Here is an 18,832-nt window from a genome sequence, read left to right as displayed (position 1 = left end):
GGACGGGGCGGGGCTGAGGAGGCCGGCCGGGGTCAGTGGACCGGGGGCGGCCGGGGCGGACAGGGCCGCGGTCTCTGAGGCGACGCCGGGGACGCCCTTGACGGTGCCGTCGGGGCCGAGGAAGGCGGGGTCGCCGCCGGGGACCATGCCGAGTTCGCGGGCGCGCCGCTGGAGGGCGTCGGGGGACGAGTAGGCGTCGATGTCCCGCTGGAGGGCCTGCTCCTGGTCGGTGAGGTTCTTCGTCCGCTTCTGGAGGTCGGCGAGCCGGAACGAGCCCTCGCTGAGCGCGGAGTTCAGCACCAGCAGTCCGATGAGGCCGCCGCCGAGGAGGACGACGACGAGGAGGACGAACGGGGTGCGCGCCGCCCGGGCGCGGCCGGCCGGGAGGAGCCGGGCCAGCCGGGCGGCCCTCCCCTTCAGCTCGGGTTTCCTGCTCACTGCTCCCCCGGTGCGTCGGGAATGCCGCCCCCTGGGTGCGCGGAGGGGCCCTTCCGGCCCGTGTGGCTCACTCGACGTCCTCCCTGATGCGCTCGGCACCCCGCAGCCTGGCCGGTGCGGCCCGGCGGTTCTCGGCGATCTCTTCCTCGGTGGGAAGTTCGGCACCGCGGGTGAGCAGCTTGAGCCTCGGCTGGTAGCGCTCGGGCACGACCGGCAGTCCCGGCGGCGCGGTGGACGCGGCTCCGGCCGCGAACACGTGCTTGACGAGCCGGTCTTCGAGCGAGTGGTACGACAGCACGGCGATCCGGCCGCCGACGTCCAGCGCCTTCACGGCGGCCGGCACCGCCCGCTCCAGCACCGACAGCTCGCCGTTGACCTCGATGCGCAGCGCCTGGAAGGTGCGCTTGGCCGGATTTCCGCCGGTGCGCTTGGCGGCCTGCGGCAGGGCGTCCCGGATCAGCTCCACGAGGCGCGCGCTGTTGTCGAAGGGCGCCTTCTCGCGCTCGCGGACCACGGCCGCGACGATCCGCTTGGCCTGCTTCTCCTCGCCGTACGCGCGCAGGATGCGCACGAGTTCACCGGCCGGGTAGGTGTTGAGGACCTCGGCGGCGCTGATGCCGGTCGTCTGGTCCATGCGCATGTCCAGGGGCGCGTCCTGCGCGTAGGCGAAGCCGCGGTCGGCCTCGTCGAGCTGCATGGAGGAGACCCCGAGGTCGAACAGCACGCCCTGCGCGCGGGCGATGCCGAGCCGGCGCAGCACGTCCGGCAACTCGTCGTACACGGCGTGTACGAGGGTGGCGCGGTCCCCGTACGGCGCGAGCCGCTCGCCGGACAGGCGCAGCGCCTCCTTGTCCCGGTCCAGGCCGATCAGCCGGGCGTCGGGGAACCGGGCCAGCAGCGCCTCGCTGTGTCCGCCGAGGCCGAGGGTGCAGTCGACGACCACCGCTCCCGGGCGCTCCAGGGCGGGCGCCAGCAGGTCCAGGCACCGCTGGAGCATCACCGGGACGTGTCGACTCTGGCTCAAGGGGGCCTCTCAGTTCCGGCGGGCCGTACGCACCGTCGGTCCCCCGAGCCGTACGTACGCGCCGCGCGCGCGGGGAGACGGGTCCGGGCGCGTGCCGGGGTCTCCGGGGGTTCACCAGCGGTAAGAGACTCGCCTCCCGCTTTTCGCGTCACTTTAGTCCACGCTGTCCGCTGGTCAATCAACCGGCCTGCGCGTCGCGCACCGCGTCACGACGGCGAACCCCGACCGGCGCCGGTCCACCCGTTCGGCCCAGCTCCGCCCTTCCTGTGGGTTAGCTCACAACAAGCCTCGATGACGTTCTTTGTCCCCTCTCACAGCAGGCCGGGACGCCACGTGACCAGTAACGTCGTCAGTATGACGACTTCTGCAGCTGCACCTATTGGATCCGAAGGCGCCATAAGCACGGGCGACACCGTGACCGACCGTCTCGTGTCGGCCAACCGGCACTACGCCGAGGCGTTCACGGACCCCGGCATGGACGCCCGTCCCGTGTTGCACGTCGCCGTCGTCGCCTGCATGGACGCGCGTCTGGACCTGCACCAGGCCCTCGGTCTCCAGCTCGGCGACTGTCACACCATCCGCAACGCGGGCGGCGTGGTCACCGACGACGTCATCCGCTCCCTGACCATCAGCCAGCGCAAGCTGGGCACCCGCAGCATCGTGCTGATCCACCACACCGGCTGTGGCCTGGAGTCCCTCACCGAGGACTTCCGCACCGAGCTGGAGATGGAGGTCGGGCAGCGGCCGTCGTGGGCGGTGGAGTCCTTCCGGGACGCCGACCAGGACGTCCGCCAGTCGATGCAGCGGGTGCGCACCTCGCCCTTCCTGCTGCACACCGACGACATCCGCGGTTTCGTCTTCGACGTGCGCACGGGTCTGCTGCGCGAGGTCGACCCGGCCTGACCCGACCGGCGTACCGGCCGGCGTGCCGGCCGGGCGCCCCGGGACGGGTCCCGCCGTCCGTGCCGACATCGCGGTCGAAAAAGTCGTATGACCGACATCGCGGGGGCAGTTGTCCACAGGCGGTGACACGAATCGGTAACGGCGGCGAGAATGCGTGATGTGACGTCACGCGGGACCCATCCCGCGTGGTGTCCGTGTTTCGGGGTGGGCCGGTCGCGCAGCGACAGCGTCGGCCCGGAGGAACGGGGCCGAGGAGGGCCGGTTGTCGACCTATGACGATCCAGCGAGCCATGGGGACGCCCCCGCCCGCGCGTATGCGGGGGTGGGGGACGACCTGACCGCCACGGTGGAGCGGGTGCGCGGTTCGGTGGAGAGCGTGATCGAGGGCAAGCCCGAGGTCGTACGGCTCGCGCTGACCGTCCTGCTCGCCGAGGGCCACCTGCTGATCGAGGACGTCCCCGGGGTGGGCAAGACGATGCTCGCCAAGGCGCTGGCGCGGTCCATCGACTGCTCGGTGCGGCGCATCCAGTTCACCCCGGACCTGCTGCCCTCGGACATCACGGGCGTGTCCATCTGGGACCAGCAGCGCCGGGACTTCGAGTTCAAGCCGGGCGCCATCTTCGCGCAGATCGTCATCGGCGACGAGATCAACCGCGCCTCGCCCAAGACCCAGTCCGCGCTGCTGGAGTCCATGGAGGAGCGGCAGGTCACCATCGACGGGCAGACGTACGAGCTGCCCAGCCCCTTCATGGTGGTGGCCACCCAGAACCCGGTCGAGATGGAGGGCACCTACCCGCTGCCCGAGGCCCAGCGCGACCGCTTCATGGCCCGCGTCTCCGTCGGCTACCCGAGCGTGGAGGCCGAGATACGGATGCTCGACGTGCACGGGGGCACCAGCCCGCTGGAGGACCTCCAGCCGGTGGCGCACGCGCACGAGATCGTCAAGCTGGTCGAGGCGGTGCGCGAGGTGCACGTCTCCGAGCCGGTCCGGCGCTACGCGGTCGAGCTGGTCGCCGCCACCCGCACCCACCCCGAGCTGAGACTCGGCGCGTCCCCGCGCGCGGCGCTGCACCTGCTGCGCGCGGCCAAGGCGTCCGCCGCCCTCGCGGGCCGGGAGTACGCGCTGCCGGACGACGTCCAGGCGCTCGCCGCCGCCGTCCTCGCCCACCGCCTGCTGCCCACCGCCCAGGCCCAGCTCAACCGGCGTACGGCCGAGCAGGTGGTGCTGGAGATCCTCCAGCACACCCCGGTGCCCACGGCGGCCCCGGGCCGGCAGAACGGTCTCGGCGGACTCGGCCGGACCATCCCGGCCTACCCCCAGCAGCCTCCGCGGAGTCTGTGATGAGTTCCGGGGGGGCCGGGGCGGCGGAGCCCGACAGCGGGGAGGCGGGCGGCGTCCGCACTGCCCTGGCCGGACTCACCACCCGTGGCCGCTCCTTCCTCGCGGCCGGGATCGCCGCCGCGATCTGCTCGTATCTGCTGGGCCTGGGCGAACTGCTGCGGGTCGGCCTGCTGCTCGCCGTGCTGCCCCTGATCTGCGCGACCGTGCTGTACCGCACCCGCTACCGGGTGGCCGCGAGCCGCCTCCTGGCCCCCGCGCGGGTGCCGGCCGGCAGCGAGGCCCGGGTCCACCTGCGCATGGACAACGTCTCCCGGCTGCCCACCGGTCTGCTGATGCTCCAGGACCAGGTGCCCTACGTCCTCGGGCCGCGCCCCCGTTTCGTGCTGGACCGGATGGAGCCGGGGGGCCGCCGCGAGGTCTCCTACCGGGTCCGCTCCGACCTGCGCGGCCGCTATCCGCTGGGCCCGCTCCAGCTGCGGCTGACGGACCCGTTCGGCATGTGTGAGCTGACCCGCTCCTTCTCGACGTACGACCCCCTGACCGTCACCCCGGGCGTGACTCCGCTGGCCCCGGTCCGCTTCGGCGGCGAGGCCCAGGGGCACGGGGACGGGCGGCAGCGTTCGCCGGCCCTCGCGGGCGAGGACGACGTGATCCCGCGCGGCTACCGCCACGGCGACGACCTGCGCCGGGTGCACTGGCGCTCCACCGCGCGCCACGGCGAGCTGATGGTCCGCCGCGAGGAGCAGCCCCGGCGCTCCCGGTGCACCGTGCTGCTGGACACCCGCGGCGGCGCCTACGAGGGCGCGGGACCGGACTCGGCCTTCGAGTGGGCCGTCTCCGGCGCCGCCTCGGTCCTGGTGCACCTGCTGGAGCGCGGCTTCTCGGTGCGGCTGCTGACCGACGGCGGCGGCGCGGTGCCCGGCGAGGGCGGTTACGGCTTCGCGGGCGCCGGCCAGGAGACGGCGGAGGCGGCCGGGCTGCTGATGGACACCCTGGCGGTGATCGACCACTCCGACGGCACCGGGCTGTCCCGGGCGTACGACGTGCTGCGCGGGGGCAACGAGGGACTGCTGGTCGCCTTCCTGGGCGACCTGGACGAGGAACAGGCCGCCACGGTCGCCAAGATGTGCCGGCGCGGCGGCGGCGCGGTCGCCTTCGTGCTGGACCCCGACACCTGGACGCGGGAGGCGACCGACGTGCCCCGCGCGGGCCACCGGCACGAGGAGCGGCTGCGGCCGCTGCGCGAGGCGGGCTGGACGGCGGTGAGCGTGCCGCGCGGCGCCGCGCTGGACGAACTGTGGCGGCGGGCGGACCGGGAGCGCTCCGGCCTGGCCTCCGTGAACGGGGAGACGCGGTGATGAGCGGACGGGCACGCGTGGCGCTGTGCGCGGCGGCGGCGACGCTGATGACCTGCTGCGCGCTGCTGCCGCTGGTCACCGAGCCGACCTGGCTGATCCAGCTGATCCCGCTGGTGGCCTTGCAGACCGGGGTGGGCGCGGCGGCCCGGCGGGTGCCGCTGGGCCGGGCGCTGACGGTGGTGGCGCAGGCCCTGGTCACCCTGGTGCTGCTGACCCTGGTCTTCGCCCGGCGGCACGCGGTCGCCGGGCTGATCCCCGGCCCGGACGCCTTCCGGTACTTCGCCGAACTGCTCCGACAGGGCGCGGACGACGTCAGCCGGTACGCGACCCCCGCCCCGGTCACCGACGGCATCAAGCTGATGCTGATCGGCGGCGCGCTGGTCGTCGGGCTGCTGGTGGACACGCTGGCGGTGACGTTCCGCAGCGCGGCACCGGCCGGACTGCCGCTGCTCGCGCTGTACTCGGTGGCCGCGGGGCTGTCCGGCGGCGGTGCCGGCGGGCTGTGGTTCCTGGTGGCGGCGGCCGGTTATCTGATGCTGCTGCTCGCCGAGGGCCGTGACCGGCTCGCCCAGTGGGGCCGGGTCTTCGGCGGCGCGCCGCGCGCCCCGGGCGCCCCGGAGGCGGGCGTCGTGGCGCCGGTGCGCACCGGGCGGCGGATCGGCGCGGTCGCGCTGGGCGTGGCCCTGCTGGTGCCGCTCGCCCTGCCCGCGATGCACGGCGGTCTGCTCGACCCGGCCGGCACGGGCGTGGGGGCGGGTGACGGCAACGGCCGCACGGGCTCGGCCGTCAACCCGCTGGTGTCGCTGCGCGACGACCTGAACACCGACGACGACCGCCAGGTGCTGTCCCTGCGGACCGACACCGACGACGTCTCCGACCTGTATCTGCGGATCGTCTCCCTGGACGAGTTCGACGGCACCACCTGGACCCCGGCGACGCGGCCCGTCGTCGGGGTGCCGGACAGGCTGCCCACGCCCTCCGGCCTGGGCCCGGACATCCGGCGCGGCACGGTGCGCACGACCGTCCGGGCGGCGGACTGGTACGCCCAGAGCTGGCTGCCGATGCCCTATCCGGCGAGCGGTGTGCAGGTCGGCGGACGGTGGAAGTACGAGCCCGTCGGGATGACGCTCGTCGGCGAGCGCGGCCAGACCACGCGCGGCCAGACCTACGAGGTGACCAGTCTGGACGTGCGGCCGACCGCGCGGCAGCTGGCCGCCGCGCCCGAGCCCCCGGCCGCCCTGCGGGACCGGTACACCAAGGTGCCGTCCTCGCTGCCGAAGGTGGTGGCCCGCACCGCCAGGGAGATCACCGCGGGCGCGGACAGCCACTACGAGGAGGCCGTCAAGCTCCAGGACTGGTTCGCCGTCACCGGGGGCTTCCAGTACGACACCTCGGTGAAGGTGGGCCGCGGCCCGGACGCCATAGCGAACTTCCTGAAGAAGAAGGAGGGCTTCTGCGTCCACTTCTCCTTCACGATGGCGGCGATGGCCCGCACGCTCGGCATCCCGGCGCGGGTCGCGGTGGGCTTCGCGCCCGGCACCCCGCAGGCCGACGGCACGGTCGCGGTGAACCAGAAGGACGCTCACGCCTGGCCCGAGCTGTACTTCGAGGGGGTGGGCTGGACCCGCTTCGAGCCGACCCCGACCCGCGGCACCACGCCGTCGTACACCCAGTCGGACACCCCCGGCAGCTCGATGCCGGAGGAGGCGCTGCCCTCCAAGGGCGCGTCCTCGGCGCCTTCGGCGGCCGACTCGCCGAGCGCCGCCTGCGCCGACGGGCCGCGCCGGCTCCAGGACTGCGGCAGCCCGTCCGCCGCGGCGGTCCCGCACCGCGACGATGCCGGTACGGACTGGTGGGGATGGCTGCTGATCGGGCTGGGCGCGGTGGTGGTAACCGCGGCTCTGCTGGCGCCGCTGCTGTGGCGGCAGCGGATGCGCGCACGGCGGCTCGGCGGGCACGGGCGGACCCCGCGGGGCGCGGCGGCGCACACCCTGGCCGTCTGGCAGGAGTTGACGGACAGCGCCTGGGACCACGGCATCCCGCCGGACGAGTCGCTGACCCCGCGCAAGGCCGCGGCCCGGATCGTCGGGCTCGGGCGGCTCGACCCGGCGGCCGGGGCCGCCGTGCACCGGGTGGCGGACGCGGTGGAGCAGGTGCTGTACGCGCCCCGGCCGCGCCCGGCGGCGGGAGCGGCCGAGGATGCGCGCCGGGTGGCCGAGGGGCTGCGGGCCTCGGTGGGCACCGGGGCGCGGCTGCGGGCCCGGTTCCTGCCCCGGTCGTCGGTCCGGGCGTGGTGGGCGGTGTCGGCCCGCTGGTCGGCGCTCCGGGCCCGGGCCGCGGCACTCCGGCCGGTACCGCGCCGGCCGTCCGGGCAGCGGGGCTGAGCGGACGGCACGGCCGAGCGGACGCGGAAGAGGCGAGCGGACGTGAAGGGGCGGCCACCGGATGGTGGCCGCCCCTTCACGCATGTCGTCCGTTGTGCCCCGAGTCTGTGCCGCTTCTGTGCCGCTCCGGAGGTCTCCGCGCCGGGAAGGCGTCGCCGTCAGCGTCCCTGTTCGTCCCGGCGGCGCTGCCAGCGCTGCTCGATCCGGTCCATCACGGAGCGCCTCGGCCGCGGCTGCCGGCGCACGGCGGCCGGTGGGTGCTCACCCGGCTTCGGGGTCTTGCGCCAGCCGGTGACGGCCAGCACGGCGCACCCCAGCATGACCAGGAAACCCACCACGCTGACCCAGATCAGCTGCATGACCATTCCGGTCATGAGGAGCGCGATACCGATGAGGAAACCCGCGATCGCCTGGTAGACCCGCCGCCGGGTGTACGTCCGCAGCCCGTTTCCCTCAAGCGCCGACGCGAACTTGGGATCTTCGGCGTACAGCGCTCGCTCCATCTGCTCGAGCATGCGCTGCTCGTGCTCCGAGAGCGGCACGGAGTCCTCCTCATCGTGCGGTCGCCGGGGCGACCCGGGGGGTCCCTTCAGGATAGGCAGGGAATCGCCCCCGTGAAACCCGCCCCTCTACGCCAATTGGCCAACCGGAGTCCGTCATGGCTGTCCGGCTCGCTGAGGCTTCCATTCCCCGGCAGCCGACCCGTCATGCCGGGCGGTGTACCTCGATCATACGGCGCAAACCCCTCGATCGGGCGGCCTGTGGCGTACTCCATCTGCCGCCGAGGCGCTGATCAGCACCGGGTCACGGTGGTGTGCCCCGGGGCACTCGGGACCCCGCGGCGCGCTCAGACCTCCGCGGCCCCCGCCGTCTCACCGAGCACATGGAGCTGGGTGGCGACGGAGTGGAACGCGGGCAGTTCGGCCGCCGCGGCCTCCAGCTTGAGCAGCGCGTCGAGGGCGCCGGGCTCGGTGTCCACCAGGACGCCGGGCACCAGGTCGGCGAAGACGCGCACGCCGTGCACCGCGCCGACCCGCAGGCCGGCGCCCTCGACCAGCGCGGTGAGCCGCTCCGCGGTGAACCGGCGGGGCATCGGGTCGCCGGCGCCCCAGCGGCCGTCGGGGTCCTCGAGCGCCTGCCGGGCCTCGCTGAAGTGGCCGGCGAGGGCGCGGGCGAGCACGGCTCCGCCGAGACCGGCGGCGAGCAGGCTGAGGACGCCCTCGGAGCGCAGCGCGGCGACCGCGTTGCGGACGCTCTCGGCCGGGTCGTCCACGTACTCCAGGACGCCGTGGCACAGGACGGCGTCGTAGCCGCCGCGCTCGACCACGTCGAACAGCCCGTGCGCGTCGCCCTGGACGCCCTTGACCCGGTGGGCCACCTCGGCCTCGGCGGCACGGCGCTCCAGCGCGAACAGGGCGTTGGGGCTGGGGTCGACCACGGTGACGTGGTGGCCGAGGCGAGCCAGGGGCACGGCGAACTTGCCGCTGCCGCCACCGGTGTCGAGGACGTCCAGGGAGTCCCGGCCCGTGGCCTTGACCCGGCGGTCGAGGGCGTCCCGTAGGACGTCCCAGACCACGGCGGTACGCAGGGAGGCGCGGGGGCGCGACGGGTCCGACACGGCGGTTGACTCCTCGGCAGGCTGGCGGGCTTCAGGCGACTCCACCCTATTGCCTCCGGCCCCGTACCAGCTCGTCACGCGGGGTGCGGCCCGGTCGCGCGCCTCGCGGCGAAGCGGGCGGTGCTCAGCCCGCGTCGGGGAGTCCGCCCCGCGCTGGAGGAGTGCGCGGGGCCGGGGTGCTCGGGGCCGGGTCGTCCGGTTCGCCGGTGTCCTGGCGGGGCTGGGGCAGGACCGGCTGGAGGACGAGCATCCGCTCGACGATGCGCAGGAACATCGCCACGTCGCGTATCAGGTCGTCGGCGTCCCGCTGGCCGGCGGCGCCCCGGATGCCCGCCTCGGCGCGGGCGCGGCGCGCGGCTCCGGAGGCGAACAGCGCGCTCCACTCGGTCAGTTCGGGGGCGATCTCGGGCAGTACCTCCCAGGCGCTGCGAATCCGGGCCCGGCGGCGCGGGGAGGTCTCGGGCCGGCCCCGCGCGGCGAGCACGGCGGCGGCGGTGCGCAGGGCGGCGAGGTGGGCCGTCGCGTAGCGCTCGTTCGGTGTCGGGAGGACGGCGGCCTCCTCCAGTCCGGCGCGGGCCTGGGCGAGCAGGTCGAGGGCGGCGGGCGGGGCCGTGGCCCGGCGGAGCACGGGGTGCACGTCGCTCGCCGGGCCGGTCAGTGAGGGGGCAGGGCCGGTGACGCGGCGCCGTTGGGCGGCGACTGCGGGATAGTGGGCCATGACGAACCTCCTGTCGTCTGGGTGACGGCACGAATGCCGTATGTGCCCATCGTGCGGTATGCCACTGACAATCCGTTCTGACCTGGGCTTTTGCCATGATCGAAGGTTCAGGCGTATTTTTGGACTGACCAGTCAGTTCAAATCGGCCCGACAGGGGGGCTCGTGGACGCCACGGAGGACACGGACGGCGCCGGCGCCGACACGGACGGCGCCGACGACATCACGGCCGACGTCACGGCCGATGTCACGACCGACGTCACGGCCGACGTCAAGGCCGAGGCCGACGGCGCGGACGTCAAGGCCGATGGCCTCGGACTCGAAGGGCCGCGGGGGTGGGCCTTCCGTGGCATCACCCTCCACGCGGAGCCCGGCTCGCTGATCGCCATCGAGGGACCGTCCGGCTCCGGACGCACCTGTCTGCTGCTCGCGCTCACGGGGCGGATGAAACCCACTGAGGGAGTTGCCTCGGTGGGCGGTTTCACACTCCCCCGGAGGATGGCGGCCGTCCGCCGGGTCTGCGCGGTGGCCAACGTGGCCGGCGTCACCGACCTGGAGCCGGCGCTGACCGTCGGGGAGCACCTGCGTGAACGGGCCCTGCTCCAGCGCCGCTTCGGCGACTCCCCGCGCGAGCTGCTGCACCCCCGGGCCCGGCGCCGGCGGGCCCGGCAGCGCGTCGACGCGGCACTGGCCGCCGCCGGGCTGGACCCCGAGACGCTCCCCAAGGGCCTCCGGACGGCCGTACGCGACCTGGAGCGGCCGCAGGAGCTGCGGCTCTCCCTCGCGCTGGCCCTGCTCGGACGCCCCCGTCTGCTGGGCGTCGACGACGTCGACATGAAGCTCTCGGACGCCGAGCGCGCCGAGGTCTGGGACCTGCTGCGGTCCCTCACGCGCGCGGGCACCACGGTCGTGGCCGTGTGCCGTACCGCTCCCGAGGGCTGTGTCTCCGTGTCCACCGAGCGCGACGAGCCGGGCGACGTCCGAAACGACAGCAACGACCCGGGCGACCGGAAGGAGAAGGCCGATGCGCTCACCGAGGCTGGCCGCGCTTGAGCTGAGGCGCTTCGGGCGCGGGAGGCTGCCGCGCGCGGCGCTGGTCGCGCTGCTGGTGCTCCCCCTGCTCTACGGCGCCCTGTACCTGTGGTCGTTCTGGGACCCCTACGGCCGGCTGGACCGCATACCCGTGGCCCTGGTCAACGACGACAAGGGCGCCACGGCGGGCGGGAAGAGGATCACCGCCGGCGACGACATCGTGGACGGGCTGCGCGACAGCCGCACCTTCGAGTGGCACGAGGTGAGCGACGCGGAGGCCCTCGAGGGCGTGGAGAACGGCACGTACTACCTGTCGCTGACCATGCCGGCCGACTTCAGCCGCCGGATAGCGTCCAGTTCGGGCGACTCCCCGGAGACCGGAGCCCTCCGGGTGCGCACCAACGACGCGAACAACTACATCGTCGGCCAGATCTCCCGCACCGTCTTCAACGAGGTGCGCTCGGCCGCGTCCTCGAAGGCGTCCCGGTCCTTCCTGGACAAGATCTTCGTGTCCTTCTCCGACATCCACGACGAGACCGTCACGGCCGCCGAGGGCGCCGACAAGCTGAACACCGGCATCGGCAAGGCGGAGAAGGGCTCCAAGGACCTCGCCGACGGGCTGAAGGACCTCAAGGGCGGCAGCGGCAAGCTGGCCAAGGGCCTGAAGAAGCTCGACACCGGCGCCGGCGACCTCCAGGACGGTTCGCGGCGGGTCGCCGACGGCACCCAGGCGCTCGCCGACAAGGTCGACGGCGTCTACGCCGAGGCGGGCCCGTTCATCAAGCACAACGAGAAGACGATCGGGGACACCGCCCGGCTGGTCTCCGACTCGGCCAAGGCGGTCAAGGACAACCTGGACGTGCTGGTCAAGGTCGCGCCGGGCGCCGCCAGGGCCGCCCACACGTCCGCCGCCGTGCTGGACGACGTGTACGACAGGCGCTGCGCGCCCGCGACCCTCCCCGACCCGGTCTGCCCGGACCTGAAGCGGGCGAAGACCGCCGCGGCCGAGGTGGCGACCGTCGCCGACGACCTCAACACGCTCATCGCCGACCAGGACGGCGACCTGAAGACGATGCGGGACAACCTGGGCACGCTCCGGAAGCAGGCGGACGCCCTCGCCGAGCGGGCCCCGCACCTCTCCGAGGACGTCGACGACGCCGTCAAGAAGATCGACAAGCTGAACACCGGCGCACAGCGGGTCGCCGACGGCGCCGAGAAGCTGCACACCGGGCTGGGCACCGCGCACACCGGCGCGGTCACCCTGGACGAGGGCATCGGCACCGCCAAGTCGGGCGCCGAGACCCTGCACGCCGGGCTGTACAAGCTGTCCGACGGCTCCGGCAAGCTGGCCGGCGGGCTGCACTCCGGCGCGGAGAAGATCCCGGACTACGACAAGCGGGACCGCGACCGGCGCACCGGCGTGATGGCCGACCCGGTCCAGCTGGCCTCCCACGACCTGCACAAGGCCCCGAACTACGGCACCGGTTTCGCCCCCTACTTCATCCCGCTGTCCCTGTGGGTCGGCGCGATGGTGGCCTACATGCTGATCCCGCCGCTCAACCGGCGCGCCCTCGCGGCCGGCGCGTCCGCCTGGCGCATCGCGTTCGCCGGCTGGCTGCCGGTGGTCGCCGTGGGCGTGCTCCAGGTGGCCGCCCTGATGGCCGTGCTGCACTGGGGGATCGGTCTCCAGATGCTCCGCGCGGCCGGCACGATCGGCTTCCTGTGCCTGGTCACAACCTGTTTCGCGGCGATCGTGCAATGGCTGAACGCCTGCTTCGGCGCGGCCGGCCGGATACTGGTGCTCGCCCTGCTGATGCTCCAGCTCACCTCGGCGGGCGGCACCTATCCCGTGCAGACCAGTCCCGGGTTCTTCAGCGCGATCCACCCGTTCCTGCCGATGAGCTACGTCGTGGAGGCACTGCGCCGGCTGATCACGGGCGGCGGACTCGGCCCGGTGTGGCAGGCGTGCGCGGTGCTCTCCGCGTTCACCGCCGGCGCGCTCGCGCTGACCGCCCTCGCGGCCCGGCGCCGCCAGGTGTGGACGCCGGAGCGGCTGCACCCGGAGCTGAGCCTGTGATCCCCAAGGCGCGTCCGCACGCGCGCGTACCTGTGAGAATCGGGGCCATGGAAAGCAGCAGCGCCAGGGCCGGCGGCAGCGCGCGCCGCGAGGCCACCCGGCAGAAGCTCTACGAGGCGGCCGTCACCCTCATCGCCGAGCAGGGCTTCTCCGCCACCACGGTGGACGAGATCGCCGAGCGGGCCGGGGTCGCGAAGGGCACGGTCTACTACAACTTCGCGAGCAAGTCCGTTCTCTTCGAGGAGCTGCTCCGGCACGGCGTCGGCCTGCTCACCGCCTCCCTGCGGGAGGCGGCCGAGGCGGCGGCGCGCGAGGGCCGCGACAAGGTGGACGCGCTGGACGCGATGGTCCGCGCGGGCCTGGTCTTCATCGACCGCTACCCGGCCTTCACCCAGCTGTACGTCGCCGAGCTGTGGCGCACCAACCGGGCCTGGCAGTCCACCCTGATGGTGGTGCGGCAGGAGGCGGTCGCGGTGGTGGAGGGGGTGCTGCGCGACGGCGTGGCGGCCGGCGAGTTCAGCGACGAGATCGACGTCCAGCTGACGGCGGCGGCGCTGGTCGGCATGGTCCTGGTGGCCGCGCTGGACTGGAAGTCCTTCCAGCCGGAGCGCTCCCTGGACGACGTCCACGCGGCCCTGTCCCGGCTGCTCCAGGGACGGGTCAGCGGCAGGGTCTGAGCGAACGGGTCCGCTCACGGCACCCGCCCGGGCACTCCCGGCACAGAGGGAAGGCGCCGGTCCGCTTCCGGACCGGCGCCTTCCTTCCCCCCGTTCCCCCGTGTCCCGCTTCCGCCGACGGATCGGCGGAAGGAGTGGCCGGTGGGCGGGCGCCGTTTCCGCCGCCCCGTGTCGGCGGTGCCGCGCCACGCCCCCTGCCATGGCTCCACTCTCCCGTCCGGACCGGCGCCGCCCCATCCGCGCTCGTACTCATCCGGCCGGCTGAGTACCGGTACTCAGCCGGCCGCGCGCGGGCCCGCGCCGCGGCCCGCCGGCTGGCTACGATCGCCTCCGTGTCCGTACTCCCTTTGGTGTTCACCAGCGGCTGGGCCAGCGGCATCAACGCCTACGCGGTGGTGCTGCTGCTCGGCCTGTTCGGCGCGACGGGGGTGAGCGACGACGTCCCGCAGACGTTGCAGCGCCCCGAGGTGCTGATCACGGCCGGGGTGCTGTTCCTGTGCGAGGCCGTCGCCGACAAGATCCCGTACGTCGACTCGCTGTGGGACTCCGTGCACACGGTGGTCCGTCCGCTCGCCGGTGCCTGGGTGGGGGCGCTGCTCGCCGGGCAGAGCGGCTCGCTCCCCGACGTGGCGGCCGGGCTGCTCGGCGGTTCGACGGCGCTGGCCAGCCACACCGTCAAGGCCGGGACACGGATGGCGGTCAACGCCTCGCCCGAGCCGTTCAGCAACATCGTGCTGAGCCTCGCCGAGGACCTCGGGGCCGGGGCCGTCGTCGCGTTGGCGGTGTTCCATCCGGTGGCGGCGGCGGTCGTCGCGGCGGTCCTGCTCGCCGGCGGGCTGCTGGCCCTGCTCTTCCTCGCCTCGCGCATCCGGCGTTTCCTGCGCCGCCGGGCGCAGCGGCGCGAGGAGCGGCGCCTGGCCTCACGGGCCCCCTGACCCGCGGCGCCACCGCCCGGCGGCCGGGCTGTCGGTGGCGGCCGATAAAGTCACCGGCATGGCACGGATTGCGGTGATCGGCGCCGGGATGGGCGCGATGGCGGCCGCCGCCCGGCTGGCCGTCGCGGGCCACCGGGTGGTGGTGTACGAGCGTACGGAGACGTACGGCGGTGCGGTGCGCCGGTTCGAGCGGGACGGGTTCCGCTTCGACACGGGCCCCGGCCTGCTCACGCTGCCCGCGGTCTACCGCGATCTGTTCGTCAAGACCGGCAAGGAGCCGCTGGAGGACCGCGTCGAGCTGGTCCAGGTGGACCCGTCGGCGCGGCACGTCTTCGCGGACGGCAGCGAGGTGTCCCTGCCGAACGCCTCGCGCGCGGGTGTCGTCGCGGCCCTCGACGAGGTGCTGGGCGAGGGCGCGGGCGGACGCTGGGGCGACTTCCTGGTGCGGGCCCGCGAGACCTGGGACCGCACGCGCCGGCCCCTGCTGGAGGAGCCGCTGTGGCCCAACTGGCGGGTGCTGGCCGACAAGGAGCCCTATCCGGGGGTGCCGCGCAAACGGCTGCTGCGCACGCGCCGGGCCGCGACGCTGGCCGAGATCGGTCGCTGGGAGCTGCGGGACGACCGGCTGGAGGCCCTGCTGGCGAGTCACGCGCTCGCGTACGGCGTCGACCCCTGGAACGCCCCGGCGAGCGCGGCGGTGCTGCCGTACATGGAGCACGCCTTCGGCACCTGGTACGTGCGCGGCGGCATCCGGGAGCTGGCGCGCGCGGTGTACGAGCGGTGCCGGCAGCGGCGGGTGGAGTTCGTCTTCGGCGCCGAGGTCACCCGGATCGTGGAGGCGGACGGCCGGGCGGCGGGGGTGGAACTCGCCGACGGGAGTGTCACCGAGGCGGACCACGTCGTGGCGGACGTGCACCCGGCGCGGCTGCGGGCCCTGACGGAGCGTCCGCTGGACGCCGAGGGCGATGTACGGGCCGACCCGGACGCCACCCCGCCCGCCCGGTTCACGCTGCTGCTCGCCCTGCGCGGCGGCCGGGAGCCCCGAGCCGCGCACCGCACGGTCGTCCATCCGGCGGCCCCGGAGTCGGAGTGGGACTTCCTCGCCTCGCCGGGCGGTGACCTGCCCCCGCCGCCCACGGTGACCGTCCTGCGCCCCGACGACCCGGCGCTGCGCCCCGACGACGACCACGAGTCGGTGGTCTTGTCCGCCACGGTGCCGACCGACGCCCCCTGGGCCCAGGAGGACACGGCCCGGCGGTACACGGAGCTGCTGCTCGACGCGGCCGGCCGTGTGCTGCCCGGTCTGCGCGAGCGGCTGCTGTGGCACGAGGTGCGGGCGCCGGGTGACACCGAGGACGAGACGGGCGCCCGGCACGGGGCCGTGCCCGCGCCGGCGCTCGCCGCCGGCCGGGGACGCTTCCTGCACCCGGCGAACACCACGCGGCTGCCCGGGCTGTACCGGGCCGGCGGCTGGTCCCACCCGGGGGGCGGACTCTCGCACGCGGGCATGTCGGGCGCGCTGGTGGCCGGGCTGATCGTGGAGGGGCCGGAGTTCCGCGGCTCGCGGTGAGCCGCGGCCGGCCCGCTCAGAAGCGGTACTGCTCGTCGTACCCGACGCCGGGCTGCGGCTGGTGCGGGTACGGCTGCTCCTGCGGGAGTTCGCCGCCGTGGACCTCGTCGGTGCGCTGCTGCGGCACCCACACCCCGCCCGGCGGCGTCTCGGCGTGGCCGCCGGTGGCGTACGGGTCCTGGGGGTAGCCCGGCTGCTGCCCGTACTGCTGGTCCTGGCCGCCGTAGCCCTGGTCGTAGGAGGCGTAGGGCTGGCTGCCGATGTACGGGTCGGAGTAGTTGGCGTAGCCCTGCTGGCGGCCGGCGGTGTCGTAGTCGTAGTCCGGCCGGCCGTAGTCGGCGTAGTCGTAACCGGCGGGCTGCGGGGCGTTGTTCGCGTAGGCGGTGTCGCCGTAGACGCCGTAGTTGCCGGTGTCGTCGGGGAGGGGCTGCGGCGCGTAGACGCCGGTGGTCCCGTCGGCGGCGGGCTCGGCCGTCCGGGAGGCGGCCGGGGTGAAGACGTCGTCGCGCTCGTAGTCGTCGTCGTAGTCGCCGCCCGCCGGGCCGTGGCCGTGGGGCGGGTGGTCGCCGCCGTGACCGGGGGCGTGGTCGCCGGCGGTCGCGTCCGCGTCCGCGGGGGCGTCCGGCGGGACCGGACCGGGCCGTTCCGCGCGTCCGCGGCGGCGCTTGCTGCCGCCGCCGGCCCCGCCCTCGGGCCGCTTGACCGCCCAGCCGGCGGCGAAGCCGCGGCGGAAGGACAGCGTGACGTAGGTCTGGCCGACCGCGAAGGCGATGGCGCCCAGCGCGATCACGATGACGGAGGGCATCAGCACCCCCACCACGACGCCGAGGAATCCGGTGAAGGCGAGCAGCCGCCAGCGCAGCCGCGCCTTGTACTGAAGCAGCACCTCGCCCAGCAACCACAACGCGACGCCGCCGAACGCGATATAGAGGACCGCCCAGCCCATGTACGCCCCTCTCCCAGTGGCCGCTACGCAGTGTGTCGTACCGCGGTGCGGCCGGTCTAGGCCCGCGGGGGGTGGTGCAGGCCCAGGTTCTCGTAGATTTCCAGGGTCGCCGTGGAGTTGTTGAGCGTGATGAAGTGCAGTCCGGGCACTCCCTCGGCCAGCAGCCGAGCGCAGAACTCCGTGGCGAACTCGATACCGATGGAGCGTACCGCCGCCGGATCGTCCTTCGCTGTGAGGATGCGCTCTTTCAGGGCGTCCGGGAAGTCGGCGTTGCTGAGTTTGGGCAACCGTTCCAGCATCTTCACGCTGGTGACCGGCAGGATTTCCGGGATCACCGGGGTGTCGCACCCCGCCCGCGCCACGCGGTCGCGCAGCCGGAGGTACGACTCCGGCCGGAAGAACATCTGTGTGATGGCGTAGTCGGCGCCCGCACGGCACTTGTCCACGAAGTGGGTGACGTCGGTGTCCCAGTCGGCGGAGCGCGGGTGCATCTCCGGGAACGCGGCGACGCCCACGCAGAAGTCGCCCGACTCCTTGATGAGCCGGACGAGTTCGGCCGCGTAGGTCAGGCCCCGCGGGTGCGGCACCCACTCGCCCATGGGGTCGCCGGGCGGGTCGCCGCGCACGGCGAGCATGTTGCGGATGCCCGCGTCCGCGTACTGGCCGATGATGTTGCGCAGTTCCGCGATGGAGTGGTCGACCGCGGTGAGGTGCGCGACCGGGGTCAGTGTCGTGTCGGCGACGATCTGCTGGGTCTCCTTGACCGTGCCCGCGCGGGTGGATCCGCCGGCGCCGTAGGTCACGGAGACGAAGTCGGGGGCGACCGCCTCGACCCGCCGGAGCGCACTCCACAGGTTCCGCTCGCCCTTGGGAGTCTTCGGCGCAGAGAACTCGAACGAGTACGTCGTCTTGCCGGTGGCGAGGATGTCCCGCACGGTGCGTGCGCGATCAGTCCTGGTGGATGGGGTTCCGAGGGCCATACCGGCAGGTTAGCCAGGGGCGGACGGTCTCCCAACCACGCCTCGGAAATTTGCCCGAATTGTCGGCTCCCTGTCCACCCCTTGGACAGAAAACCGGACAACAGCCGCCGGGGGAGGTCTCCGCACCGCACCGGACGCCGCCCCCTAGCCCTGCCGCAGCCGTTTGGCGAACTCCGCCGCCGCCGCGCCCGGGTCGTCCGCCTCGGTGATCGCGCGGACCACCACCACCCGGCGGGCCCCCGCGTCCAGGACCTCGTCCAGGTTGCCGAGGTCGATGCCGCCGATGGCGAACCAGGGGCGGTCGGTGCCGAGACCCGCCGTGTAACGGACCAGGTCGAGGCCGGGTGCATGCCGGCCGGGCTTGGTGGGGGTGGGCCAGCAGGGGCCGGTGCAGAAGTAGTCCACGCCCTCCTGGACGGCGGCCGCGGCGGCCTCCGCCTCGGCGTGCGTGGAGCGGCCTATGAGGACGTCGTCGCCGAGGATGGCGCGGGCCGCGGGGACCGGCAGGTCGCCCTGGCCGAGGTGGAGCACGTCGGCGCGGGCGGCGTGGGCGACGTCGGCCCGGTCGTTGACCGCGAGCAGCTTGTCGTGCCGGGCGCAGGCGTCGGCGAAGACCGCCAGGTGTTCCAGCTCCTCGGCGGCCTCCATGCCCTTGTCGCGCAGCTGCACGATGTCGACACCGCCGGCCAGCACCGCGTCCAGGAACTCGGGCAGGTCGCCCTGGCGCTCACGGGCGTCCGTGCAGAGGTACAGGCGGGCGTCGGCGAGCGCGGCGCGGGCGGTGTCGGTCATGCGTGGGTCCCCCCGGGGTCGGTGTCTGGCGGTGGTCGGCG

Annotated in this window: 17 protein-coding genes; 9 read left to right on the top strand and 8 right to left on the bottom strand. The window is 74.0% G+C overall.

Translation table 11 applies throughout. The features are described from left to right. Both IF37_RS0116495 and rsmH read right to left on the bottom strand, forming a co-directional pair. Nucleotides 1–438, bottom strand: a 438-nt coding sequence (locus IF37_RS0116495; protein WP_030742671.1) for a septum formation initiator family protein, incomplete at its 3' end; no start/stop codon positions are given. A 67-nt stretch (nucleotides 439–505) separates the two neighbouring features. Continuing rightward, nucleotides 506–1,462, bottom strand: a complete 957-nt coding sequence (gene rsmH, locus IF37_RS0116490) for a 16S rRNA (cytosine(1402)-N(4))-methyltransferase RsmH (RefSeq protein WP_079165773.1) — start codon at nucleotides 1,460–1,462, stop codon at nucleotides 506–508. Between the two features lie 291 nt (nucleotides 1,463–1,753). On the opposite strand from rsmH, the gene IF37_RS0116485 reads away from it, so the two are divergent. From IF37_RS0116485 to IF37_RS0116470, 4 genes are all read left to right on the top strand, one after another. Then, entirely contained in the window at nucleotides 1,754–2,365 is a 612-nt protein-coding gene (locus IF37_RS0116485; RefSeq protein ID WP_079165772.1) for a carbonic anhydrase, read from the top strand. A gap of 322 nt (nucleotides 2,366–2,687) precedes the next feature. Continuing rightward, a complete protein-coding gene (locus tag IF37_RS0116480) occupies nucleotides 2,688–3,707 on the top strand; it encodes a MoxR family ATPase (protein ID WP_030742664.1) in 1,020 nt (339 codons plus the stop codon). Further along, on the top strand, nucleotides 3,707–5,065 hold the full coding sequence (locus tag IF37_RS0116475) for a DUF58 domain-containing protein (protein ID WP_030742663.1): 1,359 nt from the start codon (nucleotides 3,707–3,709) through the stop codon (nucleotides 5,063–5,065). Before IF37_RS0116480 ends, IF37_RS0116475 begins: the two co-directional genes overlap by 1 nt. After that, on the top strand, nucleotides 5,065–7,449 hold the full coding sequence (locus IF37_RS0116470) for a DUF3488 and transglutaminase-like domain-containing protein (RefSeq protein ID WP_030742661.1): 2,385 nt from the start codon (nucleotides 5,065–5,067) through the stop codon (nucleotides 7,447–7,449). The genes IF37_RS0116475 and IF37_RS0116470 overlap by 1 nt, the downstream gene beginning before the upstream one ends. Nucleotides 7,450–7,607: 158 nt before the next feature. On the opposite strand, the gene IF37_RS0116465 is transcribed toward IF37_RS0116470, so the two are convergent. The 3 genes from IF37_RS0116465 to IF37_RS0116455 all read right to left on the bottom strand — a co-directional run bounded on the left by IF37_RS0116465 (nucleotide 7,608) and on the right by IF37_RS0116455 (nucleotide 9,785). Further along, entirely contained in the window at nucleotides 7,608–7,991 is a 384-nt protein-coding gene (locus IF37_RS0116465; RefSeq protein ID WP_030742659.1) for a DUF3040 domain-containing protein, read from the bottom strand. Between the two features lie 305 nt (nucleotides 7,992–8,296). After that, on the bottom strand, nucleotides 8,297–9,067 hold the full coding sequence (locus IF37_RS0116460; protein ID WP_030742657.1) for a bifunctional 2-polyprenyl-6-hydroxyphenol methylase/3-demethylubiquinol 3-O-methyltransferase UbiG: 771 nt from the start codon (nucleotides 9,065–9,067) through the stop codon (nucleotides 8,297–8,299). A gap of 124 nt (nucleotides 9,068–9,191) precedes the next feature. Beyond that, a complete protein-coding gene (locus tag IF37_RS0116455) occupies nucleotides 9,192–9,785 on the bottom strand; it encodes an SAV_6107 family HEPN domain-containing protein (protein ID WP_030742656.1) in 594 nt (197 codons plus the stop codon). Between the two features lie 162 nt (nucleotides 9,786–9,947). Here IF37_RS0116455 and IF37_RS0116450 point away from each other — a divergent pair, with 162 nt between their 5' ends. From IF37_RS0116450 to IF37_RS0116430, 5 genes are all read left to right on the top strand, one after another. After that, complete coding sequence (locus IF37_RS0116450; RefSeq protein ID WP_253915780.1) at nucleotides 9,948–10,835, top strand: ATP-binding cassette domain-containing protein; 888 nt, start codon at nucleotides 9,948–9,950, stop codon at nucleotides 10,833–10,835. Beyond that, nucleotides 10,807–12,891 carry a YhgE/Pip domain-containing protein gene (locus tag IF37_RS0116445; RefSeq protein WP_030742650.1) on the top strand — a complete coding sequence of 695 codons (2,085 nt, stop codon included), beginning with the start codon at nucleotides 10,807–10,809 and terminating at the stop codon, nucleotides 12,889–12,891. The genes IF37_RS0116450 and IF37_RS0116445 overlap by 29 nt, the downstream gene beginning before the upstream one ends. Nucleotides 12,892–12,938: 47 nt before the next feature. After that, entirely contained in the window at nucleotides 12,939–13,568 is a 630-nt protein-coding gene (locus IF37_RS0116440; RefSeq protein WP_030742648.1) for a TetR/AcrR family transcriptional regulator, read from the top strand. Between the two features lie 332 nt (nucleotides 13,569–13,900). Beyond that, nucleotides 13,901–14,503 (top strand): DUF4126 domain-containing protein, encoded by a 603-nt coding sequence (locus IF37_RS0116435; RefSeq protein ID WP_030742644.1) that lies wholly within the window; start codon nucleotides 13,901–13,903, stop codon nucleotides 14,501–14,503. 58 nt (nucleotides 14,504–14,561) lie between these two features. Continuing rightward, a complete protein-coding gene (locus tag IF37_RS0116430) occupies nucleotides 14,562–16,073 on the top strand; it encodes an NAD(P)/FAD-dependent oxidoreductase (protein ID WP_030742640.1) in 1,512 nt (503 codons plus the stop codon). 16 nt (nucleotides 16,074–16,089) lie between these two features. On the opposite strand, the gene IF37_RS0116425 is transcribed toward IF37_RS0116430, so the two are convergent. From IF37_RS0116425 to thiE, 3 genes are all read right to left on the bottom strand, one after another. Continuing rightward, nucleotides 16,090–17,019 carry a membrane protein gene (locus IF37_RS0116425; protein WP_030742637.1) on the bottom strand — a complete coding sequence of 310 codons (930 nt, stop codon included), beginning with the start codon at nucleotides 17,017–17,019 and terminating at the stop codon, nucleotides 16,090–16,092. A 56-nt stretch (nucleotides 17,020–17,075) separates the two neighbouring features. Then, nucleotides 17,076–17,999 carry a methylenetetrahydrofolate reductase [NAD(P)H] gene (gene metF / locus IF37_RS0116420; protein ID WP_052845217.1) on the bottom strand — a complete coding sequence of 308 codons (924 nt, stop codon included), beginning with the start codon at nucleotides 17,997–17,999 and terminating at the stop codon, nucleotides 17,076–17,078. A gap of 144 nt (nucleotides 18,000–18,143) precedes the next feature. Beyond that, entirely contained in the window at nucleotides 18,144–18,791 is a 648-nt protein-coding gene (gene thiE / locus IF37_RS0116415) for a thiamine phosphate synthase (protein WP_030742632.1), read from the bottom strand. Nucleotides 18,792–18,832: the final 41 nt, after the last annotated feature.

The organism is Streptomyces sp. NRRL S-31 (genome assembly GCF_000718775.1).
In the GTDB taxonomy this organism is placed as follows: Bacteria; Actinomycetota; Actinomycetes; order Streptomycetales; family Streptomycetaceae; genus Streptomyces.
The sequence above is the reverse complement of the archived record's forward strand: the minus strand, read 5'-3'. Positions and strand labels throughout refer to the sequence as shown.